The organism is Pseudonocardia sp. ICBG601 (assembly GCF_020496245.1).
On sequence record NZ_JAHLJA010000150.1, the window covers coordinates 837,070 to 862,755 of the forward strand.

The 25,686-nt window shown below is 74.6% G+C and carries 22 protein-coding genes; 5 read left to right on the forward strand and 17 right to left on the reverse strand.

Going from position 1 to position 25,686, the window contains the following annotated elements; translation table 11 throughout:
• Positions 1–5 precede the first annotated feature (5 nt).
• The 3 genes from KPL57_RS49565 to KPL57_RS49575 are packed head-to-tail and all read right to left on the reverse strand — an operon-like array spanning position 6 to position 4,800.
• Positions 6–947, reverse strand: a complete 942-nt coding sequence (locus KPL57_RS49565) for a DUF389 domain-containing protein (RefSeq protein ID WP_226357356.1) — start codon at positions 945–947, stop codon at positions 6–8.
• Positions 948–2,741, reverse strand: coding sequence for an aspartate--tRNA ligase (aspS, locus tag KPL57_RS49570; RefSeq protein ID WP_226357357.1), 1,794 nt, complete (start codon positions 2,739–2,741; stop codon positions 948–950).
• Between the two features lie 58 nt (positions 2,742–2,799).
• Positions 2,800–4,800 (reverse strand): intein-containing Rv2578c family radical SAM protein, encoded by a 2,001-nt coding sequence (locus KPL57_RS49575; protein WP_226357358.1) that lies wholly within the window; start codon positions 4,798–4,800, stop codon positions 2,800–2,802.
• 301 nt (positions 4,801–5,101) lie between these two features.
• On the opposite strand from KPL57_RS49575, the gene KPL57_RS70860 reads away from it, so the two are divergent.
• Complete coding sequence (locus tag KPL57_RS70860) at positions 5,102–6,463, forward strand: YibE/F family protein (RefSeq protein WP_226357359.1); 1,362 nt, start codon at positions 5,102–5,104, stop codon at positions 6,461–6,463.
• 15 nt (positions 6,464–6,478) lie between these two features.
• On the opposite strand, the gene KPL57_RS49585 is transcribed toward KPL57_RS70860, so the two are convergent.
• The 4 genes from KPL57_RS49585 to KPL57_RS49600 all read right to left on the reverse strand — a co-directional run bounded on the left by KPL57_RS49585 (position 6,479) and on the right by KPL57_RS49600 (position 10,174).
• Positions 6,479–7,348, reverse strand: a complete 870-nt coding sequence (locus KPL57_RS49585) for a dioxygenase (RefSeq protein WP_226357360.1) — start codon at positions 7,346–7,348, stop codon at positions 6,479–6,481.
• The gene (locus tag KPL57_RS49590; protein WP_226357361.1) at positions 7,345–8,142 is read right to left on the reverse strand and encodes a citryl-CoA lyase; all 798 of its coding nucleotides are present in this window, start codon (positions 8,140–8,142) and stop codon (positions 7,345–7,347) included. The genes KPL57_RS49585 and KPL57_RS49590 overlap by 4 nt, the downstream gene beginning before the upstream one ends.
• A complete protein-coding gene (locus KPL57_RS49595; RefSeq protein WP_226357362.1) occupies positions 8,139–9,290 on the reverse strand; it encodes a CaiB/BaiF CoA-transferase family protein in 1,152 nt (383 codons plus the stop codon). The genes KPL57_RS49590 and KPL57_RS49595 overlap by 4 nt, the downstream gene beginning before the upstream one ends.
• 74 nt (positions 9,291–9,364) lie before the next feature.
• Entirely contained in the window at positions 9,365–10,174 is an 810-nt protein-coding gene (locus KPL57_RS49600; RefSeq protein ID WP_226357363.1) for an IclR family transcriptional regulator C-terminal domain-containing protein, read from the reverse strand.
• A 128-nt stretch (positions 10,175–10,302) separates the two neighbouring features.
• On the opposite strand from KPL57_RS49600, the gene KPL57_RS49605 reads away from it, so the two are divergent.
• Positions 10,303–11,724, forward strand: coding sequence for an amidohydrolase family protein (locus KPL57_RS49605; RefSeq protein ID WP_226357364.1), 1,422 nt, complete (start codon positions 10,303–10,305; stop codon positions 11,722–11,724).
• Here the strand turns inward: KPL57_RS49605 and KPL57_RS49610 are convergent, their stop codons facing one another.
• Positions 11,725–12,264 carry a bifunctional 2-polyprenyl-6-hydroxyphenol methylase/3-demethylubiquinol 3-O-methyltransferase UbiG gene (locus tag KPL57_RS49610; RefSeq protein ID WP_226357365.1) on the reverse strand — a complete coding sequence of 180 codons (540 nt, stop codon included), beginning with the start codon at positions 12,262–12,264 and terminating at the stop codon, positions 11,725–11,727.
• A 7-nt stretch (positions 12,265–12,271) separates the two neighbouring features.
• Entirely contained in the window at positions 12,272–13,573 is a 1,302-nt protein-coding gene (hisS, locus tag KPL57_RS49615) for a histidine--tRNA ligase (protein WP_226357366.1), read from the reverse strand.
• Positions 13,574–13,709: 136 nt separating this feature from the next.
• Here hisS and KPL57_RS49620 point away from each other — a divergent pair, with 136 nt between their 5' ends.
• A complete protein-coding gene (locus KPL57_RS49620; protein ID WP_226357367.1) occupies positions 13,710–14,561 on the forward strand; it encodes a peptidylprolyl isomerase in 852 nt (283 codons plus the stop codon).
• Between the two features lie 38 nt (positions 14,562–14,599).
• On the opposite strand, the gene KPL57_RS49625 is transcribed toward KPL57_RS49620, so the two are convergent.
• The 8 genes from KPL57_RS49625 to ruvC all read right to left on the reverse strand — a co-directional run bounded on the left by KPL57_RS49625 (position 14,600) and on the right by ruvC (position 23,784).
• Entirely contained in the window at positions 14,600–16,885 is a 2,286-nt protein-coding gene (locus tag KPL57_RS49625; protein ID WP_226357523.1) for a bifunctional (p)ppGpp synthetase/guanosine-3',5'-bis(diphosphate) 3'-pyrophosphohydrolase, read from the reverse strand.
• A 122-nt stretch (positions 16,886–17,007) separates the two neighbouring features.
• Positions 17,008–17,541 (reverse strand): adenine phosphoribosyltransferase, encoded by a 534-nt coding sequence (locus KPL57_RS49630; RefSeq protein WP_226357524.1) that lies wholly within the window; start codon positions 17,539–17,541, stop codon positions 17,008–17,010.
• Positions 17,542–17,579: 38 nt separating this feature from the next.
• Positions 17,580–18,734: a protein translocase subunit SecF gene (gene secF, locus KPL57_RS49635; protein ID WP_226357368.1), complete on the reverse strand. Its 1,155-nt coding sequence runs from the start codon at positions 18,732–18,734 to the stop codon at positions 17,580–17,582.
• Positions 18,731–20,476, reverse strand: a complete 1,746-nt coding sequence (secD, locus tag KPL57_RS49640) for a protein translocase subunit SecD (protein ID WP_226357369.1) — start codon at positions 20,474–20,476, stop codon at positions 18,731–18,733. The genes secF and secD overlap by 4 nt, the downstream gene beginning before the upstream one ends.
• A gap of 152 nt (positions 20,477–20,628) precedes the next feature.
• A complete protein-coding gene (yajC, locus tag KPL57_RS49645) occupies positions 20,629–21,003 on the reverse strand; it encodes a preprotein translocase subunit YajC (RefSeq protein WP_226357370.1) in 375 nt (124 codons plus the stop codon).
• Positions 21,004–21,355: 352 nt separating this feature from the next.
• The gene (ruvB, locus tag KPL57_RS49650) at positions 21,356–22,402 is read right to left on the reverse strand and encodes a Holliday junction branch migration DNA helicase RuvB (RefSeq protein ID WP_226357525.1); all 1,047 of its coding nucleotides are present in this window, start codon (positions 22,400–22,402) and stop codon (positions 21,356–21,358) included.
• A 23-nt stretch (positions 22,403–22,425) separates the two neighbouring features.
• A complete protein-coding gene (gene ruvA / locus KPL57_RS49655) occupies positions 22,426–23,031 on the reverse strand; it encodes a Holliday junction branch migration protein RuvA (RefSeq protein ID WP_062395706.1) in 606 nt (201 codons plus the stop codon).
• A 102-nt stretch (positions 23,032–23,133) separates the two neighbouring features.
• Positions 23,134–23,784 (reverse strand): crossover junction endodeoxyribonuclease RuvC, encoded by a 651-nt coding sequence (gene ruvC / locus KPL57_RS49660; RefSeq protein WP_226357526.1) that lies wholly within the window; start codon positions 23,782–23,784, stop codon positions 23,134–23,136.
• 130 nt (positions 23,785–23,914) lie between these two features.
• On the opposite strand from ruvC, the gene KPL57_RS49665 reads away from it, so the two are divergent.
• Both KPL57_RS49665 and KPL57_RS49670 read left to right on the forward strand, forming a co-directional pair.
• Positions 23,915–25,063, forward strand: coding sequence for an alpha/beta hydrolase (locus KPL57_RS49665; RefSeq protein ID WP_226357371.1), 1,149 nt, complete (start codon positions 23,915–23,917; stop codon positions 25,061–25,063).
• Positions 25,063–25,662 (forward strand): molybdenum cofactor biosysynthesis protein, encoded by a 600-nt coding sequence (locus tag KPL57_RS49670; protein WP_226357372.1) that lies wholly within the window; start codon positions 25,063–25,065, stop codon positions 25,660–25,662. The genes KPL57_RS49665 and KPL57_RS49670 overlap by 1 nt, the downstream gene beginning before the upstream one ends.
• Positions 25,663–25,686 lie beyond the last annotated feature (24 nt).

Below are 25,686 nucleotides of genomic sequence, written 5' to 3' on the forward strand. Positions count from 1 at the left end.
GGACCCTACCCTTCGGAGAGCGCGCGGTCCGCGCCCCGACGACGGGATCCGCGACGGGCCAGCACCAGCACCGCGGCCGCCGCACCGATGGCGCCCACCAGGTTGACCCCCAGCTGCAGCACCGACTGTGCCGCCTCGCTCCAGCGTCCCTCGATCACCGCGACCGAGGCGTAGGCGGCGGCCGGGACGGTCGTCACCGAGATGAACACCCCGACCAGCGCCGACGAGCGCGCCGAGGTCAGCGAGAGCATCCCGGCCGCCCCGGCGAGCACGGCGACGACCAGCGAGAACGGCCCCACCTCGTAGATGAAGTCCATCTGCTCGAGACCGTCGAGCCCGGCGGAGGACAACCAGCCGAGCAGGTCGAACACCAGGGTCGCGACGGCGGTGACGGCCATCGCCAGCGGGAACCCGGCGGCGAGCGCGAGCGCACCGCGCGAGACCAGGTCGCGGCGGCGCAGCACCAGCCCGATCGCCATCGCCGCCATCGGGCCGAACTCCGGGCCCAGCACCATCGCCCCGACCACCGTGACCGGTGAGTCGGTGACCGCGCCGACGGCGGCGAGCAGGCAGGCGATGGTGAGGAAGGTCAGGAACGTCGCGGACAGCCGCGACTCCTCACCGGTGCGCTGGATCAGCTCGTCCCAGACGACGGCGTCGGCCCCGTCCCCCGGCGCGGCCTCCTCGGCGGCGTCGGCCCGGTCGGACAGCACCGTGTCGAGCTGTTCGAGGGTGATGCCGCCGTCGTGGTCGACGCCGAGGTCGGCGAGCCGGCCCAGCAGGTCGTCGGCGCACTCCCGGGCGACGTCGGCCTCGACCAGGTCACCGGCCGGGTGCACCGCCACCCCGGGGTGGACCACCAGGTGGGCCACCCCGGGTTCGGCGTCGAGGACGCTGCGGACCTCGACCGTCCGCCCGGGTGGGCAGACCACCCGCAGGTGCAGCACCTACGCGGCCGGGCCGGGCTTCTCCGGGGCGCGCTCGGGCTTCGCGTCGACGCCCGCCTCCTTGCGCTGGGCGGCGGTGATCGGCGCGGGGGCCTGGGTCAGCGGGTCGAACCCGCCACCGGTCTTCGGGAACGCGATGACCTCGCGGATCGAGTCGACGCCGGCGAGCAGCGCGGTGATCCGGTCCCAGCCGAACGCGATCCCGCCGTGCGGCGGCGGGCCGAACGAGAAGGCGTCGAGCAGGAAGCCGAACTTCTCCTGCGCCTCCTCCGCGGACAGGCCCATGATCTCGAAGACGCGCTTCTGCACGTCGGCCGAGTGGATACGGATCGAGCCACCGCCGATCTCGTTGCCGTTGCAGACGATGTCGTAGGCGTAGGCCAGGGCGTTGCCCGGGTCCTTCTCGAAGGTGTCGATCCACTCCGGGGTCGGCGAGGTGAACGCGTGGTGCAGCGCGGTCCACGCACCGCCGCCGACGGCGACGTCGTCGGTGTCGGCGGCCGACTCGAACAGCGGCGCGTCGACGATCCAGACGAACGACCAGGCCGACTCGTCGATCACACCGGTCCGCCGCGCGATCTCGCCCCGGGCCGCACCGAGCAGCGCGCGGGCCTCGGCGGGCTTGCCGGCGGCGAAGAAGATGCAGTCGCCGGGGTTCGCGCCGACGGCCTCGGCCAGCCCGGACCGCTCGGCCTCGGACAGGTTCTTGACGACGGGGCCGCGCTCGTCGACCTGGCCGTCCTCACCGATCAGCACGTAGGCCAGGCCGCGGGCGCCGCGCTGCTTGGCCCACTCCTGCCAGCCGTCGAGCACCTTGCGGGGCTGCGACGCCCCGCCCGGCATGACGACGGCGCCGACGTAGGGGTTCTGGAAGACCCGGAACCCGGTGCCCGCGAAGTACGACGTGAGCTCGGTGAGCTCGATGTCGAAGCGCAGGTCGGGCTTGTCCGAGCCGTAGCGGGCCATCGCCTCGGCGTAGGGCATCCGGCGGATCGGGGCCTCGATCTCATACCCGACGAGGCGCCACAGCGCGGTGAGGACCTTCTCGGCGAGTGCGATGACGTCGTCCTGCTCGACGAAGCTCATCTCGATGTCGAGCTGGGTGAACTCCGGCTGGCGGTCGGCGCGGAAGTCCTCGTCCCGGTAGCAGCGCGCGATCTGGTAGTACCGCTCCAGCCCGCCGACCATCAGCAGCTGCTTGAACAGCTGCGGGCTCTGCGGCAGCGCGTACCAGGAGCCGGGGCGCAGCCGGGCCGGGACGACGAAGTCGCGCGCACCCTCCGGGGTGGACCGGGTCAGGGTCGGCGTCTCGACCTCGATGAAGTCCTCGGCGGCGAGCACGTCGCGGGCGGCCTTGTTCACGTCGCTGCGCAGCTTCATCGCCGCGGCGGGCCCGGAACGGCGCAGGTCCAGGTAGCGGTGGGAGAGCCGGATCTCCTCGCCGACGCCGGTGTGCTCGTCGATCGGGAACGGCAGCGGCGCGGACTCCGACAGCACGGTCAGCTCGGTGACCGTGACCTCGATGTCGCCGGTCGGCAGGTCGGAGTTCTCGTTGCCCGCGGGACGGCGGACGACCTCGCCGACGACCTGGATGCAGAACTCGGAGCGCAGCCGGTGGGCCCGCTCGGCCATCTCGCCCTCGCGGAACACGACCTGGGCCGATCCGGAGCGGTCCCGCAGGTCGATGAAGATCACGCCACCGTGATCGCGGCGGCGGGCCACCCATCCGGCGAGGGTCACGGTCTGGCCGGCGTTCTCGGCACGCAGCGTGCCGACGGGGTGGGTTCGCATCACGGCGGTCAAGGCTATCGGCACCCCCCGGGCCGCCTGCCACCAGGTTTCCGGCGGGTTCTCACAGCAGGCTCAGCTGCCCGTCGCCGGGCTCCGCCGCCCGCGGCGCCGCGACCGGCTGCCGGGTCCACCCCGGGTCGCGCGGGTTCGGTTCGGGCCGGTCCAGGCCGTGCCGGGCCAGCAGCGGGGCGACCCGCCGGGCCAGAGCCCCGCGGTGGTCCCGGGTGGCGTAGGCCCCGCCGCGGTAGAGCCGCTCGTAGCGCGGCAACAGCGCGGGGTGGGTCCGCCCCAGCCAGGCCAGGAACCACTCCCGGGTCCCGGGACGCAGGTGCAGCGCGAGCACCGTGGCCCGGCTCGCCCCGGCGGCGGCGATCTCGCCCAGCAGGGCGTCGAGCGCCTCGGTGGAGTCGGTCAGCCACGGCAGCACCGGGGCCACCATGACCCCGCAGGGCAGGCCGGCGTCGGTGATCCGGCGGACCAGGTCGAGGCGGGCCCGCGGGCTCGGGGTGCCCGGCTCCAGGTGCGACTGCAGCTCCCGGTCCAGCAGCGCGATCGACACCCCGGTGCCGACGCGGACGTCGGCGTTCGCGGCCGCGAGCAGCGGAAGGTCCCGGCCCAGCACGGTGCCCTTGGTGAGGATGGAGAACGGCGTGCCGGAGCGGGCCAGCGCGGTGATCACCCCGGGCATCAGCCGGTAGCGGCCCTCCGCCCGCTGGTAGGGGTCGGTGTTGGTGCCCATCGCGACGTGCTCGCGCCGCCACGACGGCCGGGCCAGCTCCCGCTCCAGCACCCGCGCGACGTTCACCTTGACCACGATCTGGGAGTCGAAGTCCGCGCCCGCGTCGAGGTCGAGGTAGGTGTGGGTGTTGCGGGCGAAGCAGTTGTGGCTGACCACCCCGGCGGCGACGAAGTCCCCCGTGCCGGTGGTGATGTCGACCATCGGGCGGAGGGTGCCGGTGTCGCGGACCGCCACCACCCGCGGCGCTCCCCCGGGCGGCTCCTCGACGCGGGCACCGCCGACGTCGCGCACCCGGGCCACGGCCGGGTCGGTCACCGCGACCAGCCGCAGCTGCTCGGCGACCCCGCCCAGCACCCGCAGCGCCCGCACCCCGGGCCGGGCCGACGGCTCCGAGGCCACCCGGAACCCGAGCCGGCGCAGCGCGTCGACGCAGGCGCGGGCGAGCTCCTCGTCGCCGGGCACGATCCGCAGCACCCCGGCGGAGACCTCACCGCAGGCGTCGACGATCCCGCCGACGAACCCGGCCGACCAGCCGCGGGCGGGCCGCTGCGGCCAGGCCGTCGGCGACGGCGCGGGTGCCGCGAGCATCCCGGCGGCCACAGGCACCGGCCGTGCGGTCAGCAGGTGGTGGGCGCGGGCGAGCGCCTCCAGCTCGACCCAGCCGGTCGGGAACGGCTCGGCCCGCACCCGGCCGCGCACCGCGTCGGCCCGGACCAGCCCGCAGAGCCAGCCCTCGGCGTACCCGTCGGGCCGGGGCCCGCCCGGGACCGCGGCCGCACCGGGCCCGACCAGCGCCGTCCCCGGGCTCAGGTGCGGCCGGTCCGCCGAGGACCGGCAACGCCCCGGGCGCACGTGCGCCCAGCCGGAGGTGGTGAGGAAGCGGTGCTCGGCGGAGGTGACGAGCCGCGTGCCGTCGTCGAGGGTCACCTCCTGGGCACGGCGCCGCGTCGACCAGCGCGCGAGCACCGGGGTCCGGACGAAGCGGCGCCGCCCGCCGCCGTCGGTGACGGTGCCGACCACCTCGTCCCCCGGGCGCAGCTCCCCGATGGGCCGCGACCGGCCGTCGGCGGTGAGCACCGGGGTGTCCGGGACGAGGCAGTAGGTGCAGGCGTGCGAGCAGCCGCGGTAGGGGTTGACCGTCCAGCCGAACGGCACCGGCGACGACGACGGCACCCGGTTCAGCACCGAGCGCGCCTCGACCTCGTGGAACACCGTGTCCGCGAACCCGGGCGTGCGCACCGAGCGCAGCAACCCCCGCATCCCCGGCAGCGCCGTCGCGTTCCCGACACCGTCCGCCCCGACCTGCTGTCCGTCCCATCGCACCGCTCCAGTCGAACACAAGTTCGAACCTTGGACAACCGGTCGTCGCCGGGCGGTCGCGTCCGGGCGAACGGCACCCCGCCAGGCGAAGATCGTTTGCAAGGATGCGGACGTGCCCCCGCCCCCGCCCGTCCCGCGCGACCCGTCCGCCCCCGACGGCGGGCGGCCCGCCGCCCCGCGGACGGGTGGGCGGCGGCGCGCCGAGGACCGGCCCCCGGGCGCCTCGGGCGGGCACCGGCTCCCGGCTGGCGAACCGGCGCGACACCGGGCACGTCAGGCACCCTCCCCGCGCCGTCCGGCCCCCGTGGAGAACCGCCCCGGGCCCGCACCGGCGGGCGGCGCGGCGGCGGACCCCGCCGACGGCACCGAGACCGGTCCGATCCCCCACCCCGGGCACCCGGGCGGCTGGGGCGACTGCCCCGGCCAGGCCGACCTCGGCGCGACACCCGGCCCGCCGGCCCCGCCCGACCCCGGCCGGGGACACGGGCAGGGGCACCCACAGGGACACGGCCACGGACACGGACACGGACACGGCGCCGCCTCCCCCGCCGGGCGACGGGTGCGCAGGCTGCTGGTCGCGCTGCTCGTGCCGTGCGCGCTCGCGACGCTCGCCGGGGTGGCCCTGCTCTGGCCGGGCGCGACCCCGGTCCCGGAGATCCCGCCCACCCAGCAGGTGCACGGCACCGTCACCGCGGTGCAGGTCGCGGACTGCTCCCCCGGCGCCGGGGACCGTCGCTGCACCGGGGTGACGGTCGCACTGTCCGACGGACCGCGCGCCGGACGGGACCTGGTGCAGCTGGTGCCGAACGAGCCGTCGACGCCGCGGTTCGCGGTGGACGACCCGGTCACGCTGTCCTGGTCGGGCGCGAACCCCGACGACGCGGGCTCCTACCAGCTCGTGGACTTCCAGCGCGGCGCCCCGCTGGGGTGGCTGGCGGCGGCGTTCGCACTGGCCGTCGTCGTACTGGGGCGGCTGCGCGGGTTCGCGGCGCTGGTCAGCCTGGCGCTGAGCTTCGTCATCCTGCTGTGGTTCGTGCTGCCGGCGATCCTGTCCGGCGGCTCCCCGCTCGCGGTCGCCGTCACCGGCGCCTGCCTGATCATGTTCGTGGTGCTGTACCTGACCCACGGGTTCACCGCGCGGACCTCGTGCGCGGTGCTCGGCACGCTGGCCTCGCTCGCCCTGATCGGGGTGCTCGGCTACCTGTTCACCGTCACCTCGCGGCTCACCGGGCTCGACGACACCACCGCCACCCTGATCGGCACGCTCGGCCCCGGCGTGCCGATCGACCCGCGCGGCCTGGTGCTGGCCGGGCTGGTGATCGGCGCGCTCGGGGCGCTCGACGACGTCACCGTCACCCAGGCCTCCGCGGTGTGGGAACTGGGCGCGGCGAACCCCGAGCTGGGAGTGCGCGAGCTGTTCGCGGCCGGGATGCGGATCGGGCGCGACCACGTCGCGTCCGCGGTGAACACCCTGGTGCTGGCCTACGCCGGCGCCGCGCTCCCGCTGCTGCTGCTGTTCACGGTGGCGGCGGGCGGCGTGACCCAGGTGCTCACCAGCCAGGACGTGGCGACCGAGATCGTGCGGACCCTGGTGGGCAGCATCGGGCTGGTCGCCGCCGTCCCGGTGACGACCGGGCTGGCCGCGCTGGTCGTCGGCCGGCGCTGAGTCCGGTCCGGCGACCTAGCCGGCGGGCTGGAGCACGAAGTCGTAGCGGGCCTCGTACCAGGGGACCTCGCTGTGCCCGCCGTCCGGCGTGGGGCCGGGCTCGCGGCGGGTGAAGCCGACGACGAGCTCGCGCTTGACCCCGAACACGACGTCGGAGTCGAGGAACTCGGTGCCCTCCCGGAACAGGTGGGTGATCAGCGGCTCGTAGCCGGGCACGGCCAGCAGGAAGTGGATGTGCGCGGGCCGCATCGGGCTGATGTCGGTGCGCGAGACGAGGTCGCCGACGGGGCCGTCCATCGGGATCGCGTAACCGAGCGGGGCGATGGTGCGCAGGCAGTAGCCGCCGTCGTCGCCGGTGGTGTACTTCGCGCGCAGCCGGGCCTCGTCGACGTCGAGCTGGGCCTCGTAGGTGCCGTCGGCGTCGGACTGCCAGACGTCGAGGACGGCTCCGGTCACCGGGGTGCCGTCGAGCGCGCGGACGCTGCCGTGCACGAACAGCGGGTCGCCGGGCAGCCCGTCGGACATGTCCTCGCCGGAGGCCTTCTCCGGGGAGCCGTCGATGTGGAACGGGCCGAGCACCGTCGCCGGGGTCGCGGCCGGGGCGAGCCGGTGGTTCTGCTGGACGACGAGCATCGACAGCCCGAGCACGTCGGAGGCCAGGATGAACTCCTCGCGCTTGTCGTCGGAGATCTGCCCGGTGGCGGTCAGCCAGCGCACAGCGGCCATCCACTCGTCCTCGGTGAGGCGGGTCTCGCGGGCGAAGTCGTGCAGGTGCCGCACCAGGGCGGTCATCAGCTCGGCGGTGCGCGGATCGTGCGCGGTCGCCCAGCGCGCGACGGCGGCGTCGGTGATCGTGTCCTCGGTGACGGTGGCGGGCTGCGTCATCGCAGGTCTCCCTCGGGCTCGTACGGGTCGGGGTCGACGGACCGGTTGTGCAGGTCCACCGACAGGAAGATGTCGTTCGCGACGGGGTGGCGCAGCTCCTCGGCGAGCTGGCCGATCAGGCCCGCGGTGCGGGCGAGCAGGGCGAAGCCGCGCAGCAGCTCCAGCGGCAGCCCGAGGTCGGCGAGCGCGGCGCCGCAGACCCCGGCGCCGTTGAGCGGCAGGGTGCGGCCGAGAACCTGCGAATGCACCCGGCCGATCGCGGCGAACAGGCTCAGGTGGTCGCCGAGCAGGCCCTCCTCGGCGGCGATCGCGAACAGCCGCGGGGTGCGGGGGTCGCCGTCCTTGTGGACGTGGTGGCCCAGGCCCGGCACGAACCGCTTCGCCGCCCGCTGGGCGGTGACGATCTCCAGCGCGACGGCGTCCCAGCCGTCGTCGGTGGTCGGGCGCTCGGCGGGCAGGTGGTCGTGCAGGAAGCGGCCGCAGTCCTCGGTGACGCCGAGGAAGCGCGACCCGCCCCCGAGCAGCCCGGCGGCGAGCGCGCCCTGCACCGAGTCCGGCGCGGACAGGTGGGTGAGCCGGGTGACGATCGCGGTCGGGGTGAACCCGTGGTCGGCCAGCGCGGCCAGCACCGCCTCGAACACCCGGGTCTCGCCGGGGGTGGGCCGGCGCTGGGTGGCGAGCCAGAACGCGAGCTCGCCGAACCCGACCGAGCCCATGACGTCGTCGGCGAGGTCGTGGCCGAGCAGGGTGATGGTGTCCTTCGTCGAGGCACCCAGGGCGGTCGGGTAGGTCATGAGTCGAGCCACTTCCTCAGGTCGGCGCCGTGCTCGTCGAGCCGCGGCGGGGGGAGCCGGTAGACGGCCGGGGTGGCGGAGAACCGGACCGGGTGCCGGGTGGTGGGCACCGCGCGGTCGCCCTCCCCGACGGTGACGACGGGGTCGAGCCCGAAGCGCTCGGCCATCGCGAACCCGCCGTCGATGGTCTGGATCGGCCCGGAGGGCACGCCGGCGGCGGTGAGCAGCTCGAACCACTCGACGGCACCCTTCGTCGCGAGCCGCTCGACCAGCAGCGGGCGCAGCTCCTCCCGGTTGACCGTGCGGTCGGCGTTGCGGGCGAAGCGCGGGTCGTCGGCGAGGGCGGGGACCTCGAGCACGCCGCAGAGCTTGCGGAACTGGGCGTCGTTGCCCGCGGCGACGATCAGGTCGTCGTCGGCGGTGGGCATCGGCTCGTAGGGGAACACCGAGGGGTGGGCGTTGCCCATCCGGTAGGGCACCGTCCCGCCGGCGACCCAGGCGGAGCTGTGGTTGACCAGCCCGGTCAGCGCGGAGGACAGCAGGTTGACCTCGACGTGCTGACCGGCGCCGGTGCGGTCGCGGTGGCGCAGCGCGGCGAGGACGCCGATTGCGGCGTGGTTGCCGGCCATCACGTCGAACACCGAGATGCCCGCGCGGTACGGCGGCCCGTCCGGGCCGCCGGTGAGGCTCATCAGCCCGGACATCGCCTGCACCATGAGGTCGTAGCCGGGGACGTGCGCGCCCGCGCCGGAGCCGAACCCGGAGATCGAGGCGTAGACCACACCGGGGTTGTCGGCGGCGACGGCCTCGTAGTCCAGCCCGAAGCGGGCCATCCCGCCGGGCCGCAGGTTCTCGATGACGACGTCGGCGCGGCGGGCGAGCTCGCGGGCCGCGGCGAGGTCGCCGGGGTCGCGCAGGTCGAGCGCGATCGACCGCTTCCCCCGGTTGATGCCGAGGTAGTAGGTGGCCTCGCCGTCGCGCTCGGGCGGGGTCCAGGTGCGGGTGTCGTCGCCCGCCGGTCCCTCGACCTTGATGACGTCGGCGCCCATGTCCGCCAGCAGCATCGTCGCGTACGGCCCGGCCAGGATCCGGGAGAAGTCGGCGACGAGTACGCCGTCGAGCGGCCCGCCGGTTCCGGGTTCCGCCATCGGTGTCCCTCCGAAGTGATCGCTGTGCGGACGAGTGTCCGCCAGACGATCGTGACCCCGGGCGCGGGCGGCGGTCAAGCCGTCGCCGACACCGTCACGTGCGGCGCGGAGGCGAGCCGGGCGAAGTCGGCACTGATGTCGCCCGCGGTCTGCAGCAGCAGCGGCAGGTGGTGTTCGAGCAGGGTCTCCAGCGAGGTCTCCGCGGCGTGACAGTTGACGTTGACCCCGGCGACGACCCGGCCCTCGCCGTCGCGCAGCGGGGCGGCGACCGAGCGGATGCCCGGGGCGAGCTGCTCGTCGGTCAGCGCCCAGCCGCGGGCGCGGACCTCGCGCAGCTCGGCGTCGCGCTCGGCGGACGCCGGGGCGTGCCGCGGGGTCAGCCCGGAGCGCGACGGCTCGGCCAGCACCCGCTCCAGCTCCTCGGGGGCCAGCGCGGCGAGCTGCACCTTCCCCAGCGACGTCGACGCGGCCGGGAACCGCGTTCCGATCTGCACCGACAGCGCGACGATCTTGGGCACCGCGACCCGCGCGACATAGACGATGTCGCTGCCGTCGAGCTGGGCGATCGAGCAGGACTCGTGGGTCCGCGCGACGAGGCGCTCCAGGTGCGGCCGGGCGACGTCCCACAGCCCGGTCGACCGGACGTAGGCCACGCCCAGGTCCAGCACCCGCGGGGTGAGGGCGTAGCCGCGCTCGCCGGAGCGGACGTAGCCGAGCTCGGTGAGGGTGAGCAGCACCCGGCGCACGGTCGGGCGGGCGAGCCCGGTCGCGCCCGCCAGGTCGGCGAGGGTCATCTCCGCCCGGCCGGGCCGGAAGGCGGTGATCACCTCGAGACCGCGGGCGAGCGCCTCGATGAAGTCCGGGCCGGTCCCGTCGCGTGCCATGGGCCCACGGTAGCCGGACACCCCCGCGACCCGGCCGTTGACAGCACAAGAAGGGTGCGCGACAGTGGCCGCCGTTCGTGCGATGTCCGCACAGCGGACGCTTGTCCGCAGGAATGAGGGGTGCGTCGATGAGCGTCGTCTTCCGCAACGGGACCGTCCTGACCGTGGACGCGGGCCGGACGGTCCTGTCCGGCCACGACGTCCTGGTGACCGGTGACCGGATCGCCGCGGTCGGGGTCGGTCTGGAGGTGCCCGAGGGCACCGAAGAGGTCGACGCGACCGGCGGGATCGTGATGCCGGGCATGGTCGACACCCACCGGCACATGTGGCAGACCTCGTTGCGCGGGTACGGCGCCGACTGGACGCTCACCCAGTACTTCGTCTGGAACTACCTGGAGTGGGGCAAGATCTTCCGCCCGGAGGACATCCACGCGGGGAACCTGCTCGCCGCGCTGGAGGCCCTCGACGCGGGCGTCACCACCACCGTCGACTGGTCGCACGGGCTGCAGACCCCGCAGCACGCCGACGCCGCCGTCGACGCTCTGACCTCCACCGCGGGCCGGTTCGTGCTCGCCTACGGCAACATCCACGACGCCCCCGCGAACTGGACCGCCGACCCCGGGTTCCGCGAGTTCGTGTCGCGGCGCATCACCCCCGGCGACGACATGCTCGGCTTCCAGCTCGCCTTCGACGTCACCGGTGACCCGGCGTTCCCCGAGCGCCCCGCGTTCGAGGTGGCCCGCGAGCTCGGCGTCGGCGTCACCACGCACGCCGGGGTGTGGGGCGCGACCAACGACGACGGCGTCCGGCTCATGCACGAGCACGGCTTCGCCGGCCGGGACACCGTCTACGTGCACGCCGCGACCCTGTCCGCGGACTCCTACCACCGGATCGCCGCCACCGGCGGCTCGGTGTCGGTGTCCACCGAGAGCGAGCAGAGCGCCGGGCAGGGCTACCCGCCCACCTGGGCGCTGCGCGAGCACGGGATCCCGGTGTCGCTGTCGATGGACACCTCGATGTGGTGGAGCGCGGACCTGTTCTCGGCGATGCGCACCACGCTGGGCGCCGACCGGTCCCGTGAGCACCTGGAGGCGCACGCGCGCGGGGACACCGTCACCCACTCGTCGCTGCGGGCCGAGCAGGTCGTGGAGTGGGCGACCCGCGGCGGGGCCCGCGCGATCGGGCGCGAGTCCGACCTCGGCTCGGTCGAGGTCGGCAAGAAGGCCGACCTGGTGCTGCTGCGCAACGACCACTCGCCGGTGTCGTTCCCGCTGCTCAACCCGCACGGTCACGTCGCGTTCCAGGCCCAGCGCGGCGACGTGCACACCGTCCTGGTGGACGGGCGCGTGGTGAAGCGCGACGGGCGCCTGGTCGACGTCGACCTCGCCGCGGCGCGGACCGCGGTCACCGCGACCGTCGAGCACCTGCGCGCCACGATGGGCGAGGAGGCCTGGCAGGCCGGGATGAACCCCGAGATCCCCGAGACCAAGGTCCTCGACAACCCCTACACCTACACCGACTACCGCAGCGCGGCCACGCACGGCGGCTGATCAGGCGGGGAGGCGGGCCACCAGGTGCGCCTCGCCGTTGCCCTCGCCGTGGGCGAGGACCTCGAGGCCGGCGAACGCGGCGGTCAGCTCTCCGGGCACAGCCCGGAACGGGCCGCCCGCGTCGCCGACCTCGGACAGCACCGTGACCACCAGCAGCCCGCCCGGGGCGAGCGCCGCACGCAGCGCCGGGTAGAGCACCGGGTCGCGGAACCGCTGACAGACGACGACGTCGTAGCGGTCGTCGTCGCGGGGGAAGCCGGCGTCGAGGTCGGCCTCCACCCAGCGCACCCGGACGTCGTGGGCGGCGGCCAGCCCGGCGCCCACGGCGAGCCCGGCCGGGGACACGTCGACGGCGACGACGTCGAGCCCCCGCATCGCCAGCCACACCGCGACCGCGCCGCGCCCGCAGGCCACGTCCAGCGCCCGGCCCGAGGACGGGAGCAGGTCCGTGCGCCCGCGCATCGCGTCCGGCGGGAGCGGCGCCCCGGCCCCCGCGGCGGTGTGCCGGGCGTCCCAGCGTTCGCGGTCCGAGGCCGCCACCGCGGCCTCAGCCCGCCAGGGCGGTCACGACGGCGTCGGTGACCGCGTCCAGCGGGACGTCCTGCTGCTCGCCGGAGACGAGGTCCTTGAGCCCGACGGTGCCGTTCTCCAGGTCCCGGTCCCCCAGGACCAGCGCGAACCGCGCGCCGGACCGGTCGGCGGACTTCATCGCGCCCTTGAGCCCCCGGCCGCCGTAGGCCAGGTCGACCCGCAGGCCCCGGGCCCGCAGCTGCGCGGCGACCACGACCAGGCGGCGCTGCGCGGCGTCGCCGAGAGACACCCCGAACACCTCGACGCGGGCGTCCGACCAGGGCTGCACACCCTCGGCCCGGCAGGCGAGCAGCGTGCGGTCGACGCCGATGCCGAACCCGACGCCGGACAGCTCCGGTCCGCCGAGGGTCGCCATCAGGCCGTCGTAGCGGCCGCCGCCGCCGATGCCGGACTGCGCGCCGAGACCGTCGTGGACGAACTCGAAGGTGGTCTTGGTGTAGTAGTCCAGACCGCGGACCATGCGCGGGTTCGGCGCGTAGGCGACGCCGAGGTCGTCGAGGTGGGCCAGCACCCGGGCGTGGTGGTCGGCGGCGGCGTCGGACAGGTGGTCCATCAGCAGCGGCGCGTCGGCCATCGCGGCACGGACCTCGGGGCGCTTGTCGTCGAGCACCCGCAGCGGGTTGATCTCCGCCCGGGCCCGGGTCGCCTCGTCGAGGTCGAGCCCGGCGAGGAAGTCCTGCAGCAGCGTGCGGTAGGTGGGGCGGCACTCGGCGTCGCCCAGCGAGGTGATCTCCAGCCGGTAGCCGGTCAGGCCGAGGGACTTGAAGCCCTCGTCGGCGATCGCGATGACCTCGGCGTCCAGCGCCGGGTCGTCCACCCCGACCGCCTCGACGCCGACCTGCTGGAGCTGCCGGTAGCGCCCGGCCTGGGGCCGCTCGTAGCGGAAGAAGGGGCCCGCGTAGCGGAGCTTGATCGGCAGGCCCTGCTTGTCGAGGTTGTGCTCGATCACCGAGCGGACCACACCGGCGGTGCCCTCGGGGCGCAGCGTCACCGAGCGGTCGCCGCGGTCGGCGAAGGTGTACATCTCCTTGGAGACGACGTCGGTGGACTCCCCCACCCCGCGGGCGTAGAGGCCGGTGTCCTCGAACACCGGCAGCTCGATGTGGCCGTACCCGGCCCGCTCGGCGGCGGCGGCGAGGGTGTCCCGCACGTGCACGAACCCGGCCGAGGACGGCGGGAGGTACTCGGGGATGCCCTTCGGCGCGGCGAACGGCTCGGGCCTGCGGGCCCGGCTCACCTGCGGCTCGGTGGCGGTCACGGTTGCTGCACGTCCTCTCCGGGGATCAGATCGGGGTCGTCCCAGCCTAGAACCGGTGTCTCTCAGGTTTCTCCCCAGGTCGCCCCGATACCCTCACCGCGCGTACGAGTGATCAAGTCAGGGAGTTGGGCGGGACGTGGCGACGAACGAGCAGCGCCGGGAGGCGGCCAAGCGCAAGCTGGAGGCGCAGCAGGCCCACCGGGCCGAGCGGCAGCAGAAGCGCAAGCGGAACACGACGATCGCGGCCGTCGTGACGGTGCTGGTCGTGGTGCTGGCCGCGGTCGGGGTGTACGCGCTGACCTCGGCCTGGGGCGGCTCCGACGACGCCGGGCAGAGCGCCGCCGCGCCGCCGCCCGCCGGGGACGGCCCGGACACCGCCGGTCGGCCGACCGTGCCGCTGCCGACGCGCCCGACGGCGCTGCCGGCGTCGGTGGACTGCACCTACCCGAAGTCCCCCGAGCCCGCCTCGAAGCCGGTGAACCCGCCGGCCGCGGGCCCGACCTCGGCGCAGGGCACGGAGACGGCGAACCTGCAGACCAGCGCGGGTCCGATCGACCTCACGCTGGACCGCGGCCTGGCGCCGTGCACGGTCAACAGCTTCGTGAGCCTCGCCCGGCAGGGCTACTTCGACGGCACGTCCTGCCACCGGCTGACCACCAGCCCCGGCCTGCAGGTGCTGCAGTGCGGTGACCCGAGCGGCAGCGGGCGCGGCGGCCCCGGCTACTCCTTCGCCGACGAGGTGTTCCCCGGCCTCACCTACGGCCGCGGGCTGCTCGCGATGGCCAACGCCGGCCCGGACACCAACGGCAGCCAGTTCTTCATGATCTACGGCGACGCCCAGCTGCCGCCGAGCTACACCGTGTTCGGCTCCATCGGCTCCGAGGGCCTCGCGACGCTGGACAAGGTCGCCAAGGGCGGCGAGTCCGTCGGCTCCGGTGACGGCGTGCCGAGCATCCCGGTCGAGATCCAGCGCACCACCCTCGGCTGACCGGCTCCCCGGTCCGCCCCTGGTGGGGCGGGCCGGGGTCAGGCCGCGCTGGTGACCCGGTAGACGTCGTAGACGCCCTCGATGTTGCGCACCGCCTGGAGCAGGTGCCCGAGGTGCTTCGGGTCGCCCATCTCGAAGGAGAACCGGGAGATCGCGACGCGGTCGCGGGAGGTGGTCGTCGTCGCCGAGAGGATGTTGACCTTCTCGTCGGCCAGCACCTTCGTGACGTCGGACAGCAGCCGGTGCCGGTCGAGCGCCTCGACCTGGATGGCGACCAGGAACACCGACTCCGGCGACACCGACCAGGTCACGTCGACCAGCCGCTCCTCGCGGGCGGTGAGGTCCCCGGCGTTGGTGCAGTCGGTGCGGTGCACGCTGATCCCGCCGCCGCGGGTGACGAACCCGAGGATCTCGTCGCCCGGCACCGGGGTGCAGCAGCGGGCGAGCTTGATGTACAGGTCGCCGAGGGCCTGCCCGTCCTCGCCGGTGACGACGACGCCGGCGTTGCCCGACGGGCGCCGGTGGCGGACCGTCGACGGCGTCGCCCGCTCGGCGAGCTCCTCCTCGGCCTCCTCCTCGCCGCCGAACCACGCGACGAGGCGCTGCACGACGTGCTGGGCGCTGGCCTGGTGCTCGCCGACGGCGGCGTAGAGCGCGGAGACGTCGGAGTAGTGCATCTCCCGGGCGAGCGCGGACATCGCGTCGCCGGAGATGAGGCGCTGCAGCGGCATCCCGGTGCGGCGTGCCTCCCGGGTGATCGCCTCCTTGCCCTCCTCGACGGCCTCCTCGCGGCGCTCCTTCGCGAACCACTGCTTGATCTTGGCCTTGGCCCGCGGGGACTTCGCGATCTGCAGCCAGTCCCGCGACGGCCCCCCGTCCTCGGCCTTCGAGGTGAAGATCTCGACGACGTCGCCGGAGGAGAGCTGCCGCTCCAGTGCGACGAGCTTGCCGTTGACCCGGGAGCCGATGCAGCGGTGCCCGACCTCGGTGTGCACGGCATAGGCCAGGTCGATCGGGGTGGAGCCGGTCGGCAGGGTGACGACGTCGCCCTTCGGGGTGAAGACGAAGATCTCCCGCGCGGCCAGGTCGAAGCGCAGCGAATCGAGGAACTCGCCGGGGTCGGCGGCCTCGCGCTGCCAGTCGAGCAGCTGGCGCATCCACGCCATCTCCTCGACCTCGACCTCCTTGTTGCCGCCGCCCTTGACCTCCTTGTACCGCCAGTGCGCGGCGATGCCGTACTCGGCGGTGCGGTGCATGGCGTGGGTGCGGATCTGCACCTCGAGGGGCTTGCCGTCCGGTCCGATCACCGTGGTGTGCAGCGACTGGTAGACGCCGAACCGGGGCTGGGCGATGTAGTCCTTGAACCGGCCGGGCATCGGCTGCCACAGCGCGTGCACCATGCCGATCGCGGCGTAGCAGTCGCGCACCTCGTCGACGAGCACCCGGACCCCGACGAGGTCGTGGATGTCGTCGAAGTCGCGGCCCTTGACGATCATCTTGCGGTAGATCGAGTAGTAGTGCTTCGGCCGGCCCTCGACCTTGGCCGGGATCCGCGCGGAGTCCAGCTGCGCGGACACCTCGTCGATGACCTGGCGCAGGTAGGTGTCGCGCGACGGCGCCCGGTCGGCGACCAGCCGCACGATCTCCTGGTACTTCTTGGGCTGCAGGATCGCGAAGGACAGGTCCTCCAGCTCCAGCTTCACCGTGGCCATGCCGAGGCGGTGCGCGAGCGGGGCGAACACCTCGAGGGTCTCGTTCGCCTTCTTGACCTGCTTCTCCGGGCGCAGGAAGCGCATCGTGCGCATGTTGTGCAGCCGGTCGGACAGCTTGATGACCAGCACCCGCGGGTCCCGGGCCATCGCGACGACCATCTTGCGGATCGTCTCGGCCTCCGCGGCGGTGCCGAACTCGACCTTGTCGAGCTTGGTGACCCCGTCGACGAGGTGCGCGACCTCGTCGCCGAAGTCGGCGCGCAGCCGCTCCAGGGAGTAGTCGGTGTCCTCGACGGTGTCGTGCAGCAGGGCCGCGACCAGCGTCGTGGTGTCCATGCCCAGCTCGGCCAGGATCGTGGAGACGGCGAGCGGGTGGGTGATGTAGGGGTCCCCGGACTTGCGGGTCTGCCCGTCGTGCTTGTCCTCGGCGACGTCGTAGGCGCGCTGGAGCAGCACCAGGTCGGCCTTGGGGTGCAGCGAGCGGTGGACCGCGGCGAGCGGCTCCAGCACCGGGGTCACGATGGCGACGCGCTGCGGCGTCATCCGCCGGGCGATGCGGGCACGGACCCGGCGGGTCGCGGACGGGCGCGGCGGTTCGTCGTCGGGCGTCAGCGGGCGCGTGGCCGGATGGGCGCCGGTCCGGTCGACCTCGGTCACCGCACCTCCTGCTCGTGCTCGGGTGGCGGGAAGGGTCCCGGGGCCGAGGATAGTCCGCGAATCGGGGCCCGTCGTGGTCAGGCGTTCAGCAGCGCGTCGATCCGCAGGTCACCCAGCTTCGCCCGGCCGTTCAGCGCGGCCAGCTCCAGCAGCGTGCCGAACCCGACGACCTCCGCCCCGGCGTCGGCCAGCAGGGCGCAGGCGGCCGCGGCGGTGCCGCCGGTGGCGAGCACGTCGTCGACCACGTAGACCCGCGTCCCCGGCTCGACGACCCCGGCCGGCAGCTCCAGGGTGGCGCTGCCGTACTCCAGGTCGTAGCTGCGCGACGCGGCGACCGCGGGCAGCTTGCCCGCCTTGCGGACCGGCACGGTCCCGACCCCGGCGACGAGCGCGACGGCGGCGCCGAGCAGGAACCCGCGCGCCTCCACCCCGACCACCAGGTCCGCCTCGCCCGCGTTGGCGGCCAGCTCGGTGGTGACGGTCGCGAAGGACTCCCCGTGCGCCAGCACCGGGGTGATGTCACGGAACAGCACCCCGGGCTGCGGGTAGTCGGGTACCGAGCGGACCAGCTCGGCGACCCGGAGCAGGTCCTCCGCGGAGTCCCCGGTGATCCCGGGCCCGACCCGGATGCCGTCGACCTGTGCCCCGCTCACCCGCGACGCCGTCCGGTCTTGCCGGTCGGGCGGGCGCCGGGCCGCGGGGCGGCGGGTGCGGAGGAGCTCACGGCGGCGAGGGTATCGGTGGCCGGATCGTCCTCGACGTCCGAGTCCGTGTCGCCCCGGCCGGCCGCGCGGGCACGACGGGCCTCGACCCGGGCGGCCTGGTCCCGGACGCGCTTGTCGCGCAGCTTGATGTCGACCAGCGCCGGGGTCGCCAGCAGCAGCGAGGAGACGACACCGGTGATCATGCCGACGAGCTGGACCAGGGCCAGGTCGGCCAGGGTGCCGACGCCGAGCAGGCCGACGCCGATCACGAGCAGGCCGAGCACCGGCAGGATCGCGATCAGCGAGGTGTTCATCGACCGCATCAGCGTCTGGTTCAGCGCGAGGTTCGCGGCCTCGGCGTAGGTGCGCCGGGTCAGCTTCAGCAGCCCGCGGGAGTTCTCCCGGACCTTGTCGAACACCACGACGGTGTCGTAGAGCGAGAACCCGAGGATGGTCAACAGGCCGATCACGGTGGCCGGGGTGACCTCCAGCCCGATGATCGAGTACACCCCGGCGGTCACGACGATGTCGTTGACGAGCGCGATCAGCGCCGCGGCGGCCATCGCCCGCTCGAAGTAGAACGCCAGGAACAGCGTGACCAGCACGATGAACACCGCCAGCGCGATCAGCGCCTGCGTGGTGACCTCACCGCCCCAGGTGCCCGAGACCTGCGAGTCGCTGATCGAGGCGGCGCTGGGGGTGCCGTCCGCGCCGAGCGGCTGCAGCTGGGTGAACAGCGCCTCGCGCAGCGGCACGAGCTGCTCGGGGGTCAGCGGCTCGGACTGCAGCACGATCGACGCGGCGTCGCCGGACCCGACGGACTGGGTGACCTCGGGCGCGAAGCCGATCACGCCCTCGTAGACCCGGTCGACCTGCTGGGTGCTGATCGTGCCGGCGGCGCCGTTCGCGGGCAGCTGGATCTGCGAGCCGCCGGTGAAGTCGATCCCGAGGTTGAAGCCCCGGAAGACCAGCGACAGCACGCAGACGGCGATGAGCACGCCGAAGCCGATGTACCAGGTCTTCCGGCGGCCGATGATGTCGACGTTCGCGGTGCCGGTGGTGAGCCGGGTCCAGCCCGACAGCGACTCGGGGTTCGTCATGCGCCCGCTCCCTTCCCGGTGGTGGCCGCGCGCCTGCCGACGGCCGGCTTCTCACGGCGGTGCCGCGACCCGATCCGGTCGACCGCGGCGAGCCCGGACAGCCCGGGCCTACCCAGCGACTTGGACCGGGAGATGAGCACGACCAGCGGGAACGTCACGAGGAACACGACGACGAGGTCGAGGACCGTGGACATGCCCAGGGTGAACGCGAAGCCGCGGACCTCGCCGACGGCCAGGATGTAGAGCACCGCGGCGGCGAGGAAGCTGACCGCGTCGGCGGTGAGGATCGTGCGCCGCGCCCGCTCCCAGGATCGCGGTACGGCCGAGCGGAAGGTGCGGCCGTCGCGCATCTCGTCCTTGAGCCGTTCGAAGAAGATGACGAACGAGTCGGCCGTGATGCCGATGGCGATGATGAACCCGGCGACGCCCGCCAGGTCCAGGGTGAACCCGATCCAGCGCCCGAGCAGGATCAGCACCGCGTAGACGACCAGGCCGGACAGGGCCAGCGACAGCATCGTCAGGATGCCGAGCAGGCGGTAGTAGAACAGGCAGTAGGCGAACACCAGCACCAGGCCGACGGCGCCGGCGATGAGCCCGGCCTCCAGCGAGGCGAGCCCGAGGCTGGCGGAGACGGTCTGGGCGTTGCCGGAGTCGAACGACAGCGGCAGCGAGCCGTAGCGCAGCACCTGGGCGAGCTGCTGGGCCCGGTCCTGGTTGAACTGCCCCGAGATCTGGGTCTGCCCGAAGATCGGCTGGTTGATCGTCGGGGCCGAGACGACGTCGCCGTCGAGGACGAACGCGACGTTCTTGCCGACGTTCTCGGTCGTGTACCGGCCCCAGGTGTCGGCGCCCTGCGGCTTGAAGGTCAGCCCGACCACCCAGCCGACGCCCTGCTGGTTCTGCTGGGCCTGGGCCGAGGCGATCTCGGTGCCCTCGAGGAACGACGGGCCGAGCAGGTACTTGGTCTGCCCGTCCTCGCTGCAGGCGACCAGCGGCTTGGTCGGGTCGTCGTAGCCCTGCAGGGGGTCCGGTGCGCCGCAGTTCAGCGACAGCAGCGCCTGCAGCTGGGTGGCCTGGTCGGTGCTCTGTCGGGTCTCGCGGAGCTTCGTGACCTCGGCGGCGACGCGCGGGTCGTCCGGCGCGAGCCCGCTCGGGCTCGGCGTCGGGGACGGCGCGGGTGTCGGCGGCGGGTCCTGCAGCGGCGAGACCTGCGCGACCGGCGCGACGGGACGGCTCTGCTCACCCATGCCCTGCGGCTGCGCCGGGGCGGGGCTCGCGGGGGCCTGGCTCGCGGGGGCCTGGCCGGACTGCGCGTCCTGGCCCGGCGCGGGCTGCTGCCCGGCGGCCTGGTTCGCGGGGACGGGGCCCTGCAGCACCTCGCGGAAGCGCAGCTGCGCGGTCTGGCCCAGGGAACGGGCCTGCTCGCCGGCGTCGCCGGGGACGGTGATGACGATGTTGCTGCCGTCCAGCTGGACCTCGGCGCCGCTGACACCGAGCCCGTTGACGCGCTGCTCGATGATGTCCTGCGCCTGGATCAGCTGGTCACGCGGCGGTGGCTGCCCGTCGGTGGTGCGGGCGGTGAGCGTGACGCGGGTGCCACCCTGCAGGTCGATGCCCAGCTTCGGCGTGAGGTTGCCGCCCCCGGTGAGGAACACCAGTGCGTACAGCACCACGACGATGCCTGCGAAGGCCGTCAGGTAGCGCCAGGGGCGCACGTGCTGCTGCCCCGACGACGTTGCCACGTGATCGTTCTCCTGATCCGACTCGTGCGGCGGCCGCGGCCGGCCTCACGGTCGGTCGCCGTCCCACCGGGCCGGTGCGGCAGAGCCGCGGCCGGGCCCGGTACGGACGCCGAGGCCGCCGGAACGGGCCGCGCGGCCCGTTCCCGACGTGCTCAGTGGATGGTCGGCTTGTTCTCCGACGCGTCCTTGTCGGCCGGCTCGGCGACGGTCTCCTCCGTCGCCTCCTCGGCCGCGACCTTCTCCCGGATCGCCGCACGCAGCCAGGTGGTGACCACGCCGTCGGCGATCTCGAGGTCGATCGTGTCCTCGTACGAGGCGTCGACGATGGTGCCCCGCAGCCCGGACGTGGTGACGACGACGTCGCCGTCCTCCAGCGCCTGCTGCATCGCCTGCGTCTCCGCCATCTGCCTGCGCTGCTTGCGGCCGTTCAGGAACAACGGCACGAACAGCAGCAGGATGATGAGGAACGGCAGCAGGGAGAAGATGCTCGAGCCGCCACCGGCCTGCTGGGCGAGGATTGAAGTCATCGTGCGGGGTCTCCGTCTCGTCTCGTAATCGTGAGTGTGCCAGCCGGGACCGACACCGACGGCCGGCCCCCTCCCGGAGGCGGACCGCTCGTCGCAGTGCGACGGGCCGAACGGCGTCATCCGGGGCCCGCCGGCTGCCCGACATGCCCCGGAACGAGCCGGACGCCCGGATCGTTCCGGTACGCCCGCATCGGGACGCCCGCCGGGCACGCGGTGTCCGGAGGACTCCGCGCGGTGTGCGGACACCAGGGTGCCCGTGGTCCCGGCCGGGCGGTGCCCGATCCGTTCGGTCCGTCCGGATCCTCCCATGTGTGACGGCCCGCGCACTCCGGTGCCCCGACGGCACGCCGGGTCAGAACAGCGGGTCGACCCGGTGTCCGGCCGGTGCGTCCGCGGGCGGGGTCAGCCCGAGGTGGGTCCAGGCCAGCGGGGTCGCGACCCGCCCGCGCGGGGTGCGGGCGATCATCCCGGCCCGCACCAGGTAGGGCTCGCAGACCTCCTCGACGGTCCCCGGCTCCTCCCCCACGGCGACGGCGAGGGTCGAGACGCCGACCGGGCCGCCGTGGAAGGAGCGGACCAGCGCGCCGAGCACGGCGCGGTCGAGCCGGTCGAGGCCGAGCTCGTCGACGTCGTAGACAGCCAGCGCGTCGCGGGCGACCTCCCGGGTGACGACGCCGTCCGCGCGGACCTCGGCGTAGTCGCGGACCCGGCGCAGCAGCCGGTTCGCCACCCGCGGGGTGCCGCGGCAGCGCCCGGCGATCTCGGCCGCGCCGTCCGTGCGCAGGTCGATGCCGAGGATCCCGGCGGCACGGCGGAGCACGCGTTCCAGCTCGGGGACGTCGTAGAACTCCATCTGCCCGGTGAACCCGAACCGGTCGCGCAGCGGACCGGTCAGCGACCCGGCCCGCGTCGTGGCCCCGACCAGGGTGAACGGTGCGACGTCGAGCGGGATCGAGGTGGCGCCCGGGCCCTTGCCGACCACCACGTCGACCCGGAAGTCCTCCATCGCGAGGTAGAGCATCTCCTCGGCGGGGCGGGCGGTGCGGTGGATCTCGTCGATGAACAGCACGTCGCCGGGCACGAGGTTGGACAGCATCGCGGCGAGGTCCCCCGCCCGCTCCAGCGCGGGGCCGGAGGTGAGCCGGATCGCGGCGCCCATCTCCTGGGCGATGATCATGGCGAGGCTGGTCTTGCCGAGGCCGGGCGGGCCGGACAGCAGGATGTGGTCCGGCGGGTCGCCGCGGCGCCGGGCGCCCTCCAGCACCAGCTGGAGCTGCTCGCGGACCCGTGGCTGCCCCACGAACTCCTCCAGCGAGCGGGGCCGCAGCGACGCCTCGACGTCGGTGTCCCCGGGCTGGGCCGCGGCGTCGACGGCCCGCTCGTCGAGATGTCCGTCGATCCCGGCGTAGGGGTCGGGGTCGGTCACCGCGACCTGCCGAGGCTCGACAGCGCGGTGCGCAGCAGGTCCCGGGCGTCGGTGTCGGGTGCGTGGGCCAGCACCGCGTCCACGGCCTGCTCGGCCGGGCGCTGGGTGAAGCCGAGCCCGAGCAGCGCCTCGACGACCTGCTCGCGCACCCCGAGCACCGGGGCCGGGGCGGCCGCGACGGCACCCGCGGGCACCGCGACGGGCGCGGTCACCTTGTCGCGCAGCTCCACGACCAGGCGCTCGGCGCTCTTGCGCCCGACGCCGGGGATGCGGGTGAGCACGGCGAGGTCGCCGTCGGCGAGGGCACGGCGCAGCGTGTCCGGCTCCAGCACCGCGATCGTGGCGAGCGCGAGCCGCGTCCCGATCCCGGACACCGTCTGCAGCAGCAGGAACAGCTCGCGTTCCTCGGCGTCGGCGAACCCGTAGAGGGTCAGGGAGTCCTCGCGCACCACCAGCGTGGTCGGCAGCCGGGCCTCCTCGCCGCGACGCAGCCCGCCCAGCGTGGCGGGCGTGGCGTACACCGCGAGCCCGACCCCGCCGACCTCGACGACGGCGTGGTCCAGCCCGATCTCCAGCACCGGACCGCGCACCGAGTGGATCACTGACAGGTCCCCCTCCCACGAACGACCGTTCGAGGCACCGACGCTACCGGGCCGCACCGACGGGACCGCACGCGACACCACGCCACCACCGGGCGAGACGGGTCAGCGCGCGCGCCATCCGCCCGCCGAGCGGGCGTCGGCCGCGGCGCGGGCCGCGGCCCACTGCTGGGCGGCACTGGGCCGGGCGCCGCCCTGCTCCCGCTGCGCCTCGGCGAGCCGGGCCCGGTGCACCGCGGCCAGCTCCTCGGCGCGGGCCTGCGCCTGCGCCATCCGGTCGATCATCGGGGAGCGCCAGCAGTGGCAGATGGCCAGCGCGAGCGCGTCGGCGGCGTCGGCGGGCTTCGGGGGTGCGTCGAGGCCGAGCAGCCGGGTGACCATCGCGGTGACCTGCGCCTTGCCCGCGCGGCCCTCCCCGGTGACGGCGGCCTTGACCTCGCTGGGGGTGTGGAAGGCGACCGGCAGCCCGGCCCGTGCGGCGACGAGCGCGACGACCCCGCTGACCTGCGCGGTGCCCATCACTGTGCGGACGTTGTTCTGGCTGAACACCCGCTCGACGGCGATCACGTCGGGGCGGTGCCGGGCCACCCAGCGCTCCACCTCGTCGGCGACGGTGAGCAGCCGCCGTTCCAGCGGCAGGTCCGGCTCGCTGCGGGCGACGCCGACGTCGACGAACCCGACGGTCCGGCCCGCACCGGCCTCGACGACGCCGATCCCGCACCGCGTCAGTCCGGGGTCGACCCCGAGCACCCGCACCGCGTCCCCCTCGCCTCGGATCCGCACGGCCGTTCGAGAACCGTACCGGTGGGGGCGCTCCCACCCGTGCGGCACGCCGGACCGGCGGGTCCGGGCCGGGCCGGGCGGACCGGGATGACAGGGTGCGCGGGTGACGTCGTTCCTCCGGGTCCTCGCGTGGGTGTGGGCCGCGCTGCTGCTGGTCGTGCTGGTGGGGACCTTCCGCCCCGAGACCCCGGCGATCGGGCTCGCGGGGTCGTTCCTGTCCGGCGCGTACCCGCTGCACGTGGCACTGGCCGCGGTGCTGGGGATCCTGTTCGGGCTGGCGGCGCGGGCCGCGGGTGCCCGGTTCACCGGCGTCGCGACGGCGGTGCTCGCCCTGGCGGCGGTCGTCGGGTCGGTCACGGTGCTGGCCGCGCAGGGCCGGGCCGCGTCCGAGCAGGGCGTCCCGCTGGACTGGACGGCGGCGCTGACCGAGCTGGGCCAGCCGGACGGGAGGCCGGACCGGTCGGTGGAGTTCGCCCCCGGCCGCACGCTGGACCTCTACCTGCCGACCGGCGCGGGTCCGCACCCGACGATGGTGTGGGTGCACGGCGGGTCGTGGACGGGCGGGGACCGCGGCGACCGCACCGCGCTGAACCGGTGGCTCGCCGAGCGCGGCTGGGCGGTCGCGGCGGTGGACTACCGGCTGCCGCCGCCCGAGCCCGTCGGCCGCGACCAGCAGCGCGACGTCGCGTGCGCCGTCGACTGGGTGCGCGCGCACGCGCGCGAGGCGGGTCTGGACCCCGCGCGGCTGGTGCTGGCCGGGCAGTCCGCCGGCGCGACGCTGGCGCTGTCGACCACGTCCGGGCTGCTCGACGGGACGCTGGCGTGCTCCGAGGCACCGGCCGCGTACGGCGGCACCGGCCCGGCCGACGCCCCGCCGCCGACGCCCGGCCCGCCGCCGGTCGGCGTGGTCGCCTACTACCCGCCCGTCGACCTGACGCTGGTCGACCCGGACCTGCAGCGCACCCTGTTCGGCGGCACCGCCGACGAGGCGCCGGGCCTGCTGCGGCTGCTCTCCCCCGCCGAGCAGGTCCGCCCGGGGCTCCCGCCGACCCTGCTGCTGCTCGGCTCCGCGGACCACTACGTCCTGCCCGACCGGGTCGCCGCCTACGACCGGGAGCTCCGCGCCGCGGGGGTCGACGGCAGGTTGGTCACCGTCCCCTACGCCGACCACGTCTTCGACCGGCCCTTCGGCAGCCCGGGCGCGCAGCTGACCCGGGAGGCCGTGATCCGGTTCCTGACCGGGCTGAACTGATGCGGGTCGAGGTCACCGCCCTGCTGGCCGCGTCCCGGCACGCCTACGAGGGCAGGCCCGCGGACGGGCCCCGGCCCGACCCGGAGCCGCCGCTGCGCCGCGAGGTCCGGGTCCGTGCCGGCCACGGGATCGTCGGCGACCGCTACGCCGGCCGCCCGGCCCACGCCCGCGCCGCGGTGACCCTGCTGGCCGCGGAGTCGCTGGACCACCTGCGCGCGGTGCTCGGCGACTCCGTCGACGCGACCCCGCTGGCGGCGCGGCGCAACGTCGTCCTGCGCGGCGCCCCGGTCGATGCGCTCGCCGCACCGGGCCGCGGCGGCACCGGCGCGCTGTTCGCCCTGGACTCCGGCGACGGGCCGGTCCGCTTCCGCGCGCACCGCGCCGCCGCGCCGTGCCGCTGGATGGACACCGAGATCGGCGACGGCGCGTGGGCGGCGCTGCGCGGCCGGGGCGGTGTCCGCTGCGAGCCCCTCGACGACGGCGTGCTCCGCCTCGGACCGGCCGAGCTGACGATCCTGGAACCGGCGGCAGCCGTACCGCCGGACGCCGGGCACGGACCGTCCGGCGGGGTGTCCACACCGTCCGCCGCGACGACGTAACAGCAGGTGGGAGGTTTGCGACCC

Coding starts and splice junctions, on each gene's coding strand:
- KPL57_RS49670 (WP_226357372.1), top strand. CDS start 25,063: ATGCGGGTCGAGGTCACCGCCCTGCTGGCCGCGTCCCGGCACGCCTAC.
- KPL57_RS49605 (WP_226357364.1), top strand. CDS start 10,303: ATGAGCGTCGTCTTCCGCAACGGGACCGTCCTGACCGTGGACGCGGGC.
- KPL57_RS49590 (WP_226357361.1), bottom strand. CDS start 8,142: ATGACCTACCCGACCGCCCTGGGTGCCTCGACGAAGGACACCATCACC.
- KPL57_RS49595 (WP_226357362.1), bottom strand. CDS start 9,290: ATGGCGGAACCCGGAACCGGCGGGCCGCTCGACGGCGTACTCGTCGCC.
- secF (WP_226357368.1), bottom strand. CDS start 18,734: ATGACGAACCCCGAGTCGCTGTCGGGCTGGACCCGGCTCACCACCGGC.
- KPL57_RS49600 (WP_226357363.1), bottom strand. CDS start 10,174: ATGGCACGCGACGGGACCGGCCCGGACTTCATCGAGGCGCTCGCCCGC.
- yajC (WP_226357370.1), bottom strand. CDS start 21,003: ATGACTTCAATCCTCGCCCAGCAGGCCGGTGGCGGCTCGAGCATCTTC.
- KPL57_RS49585 (WP_226357360.1), bottom strand. CDS start 7,348: ATGACGCAGCCCGCCACCGTCACCGAGGACACGATCACCGACGCCGCC.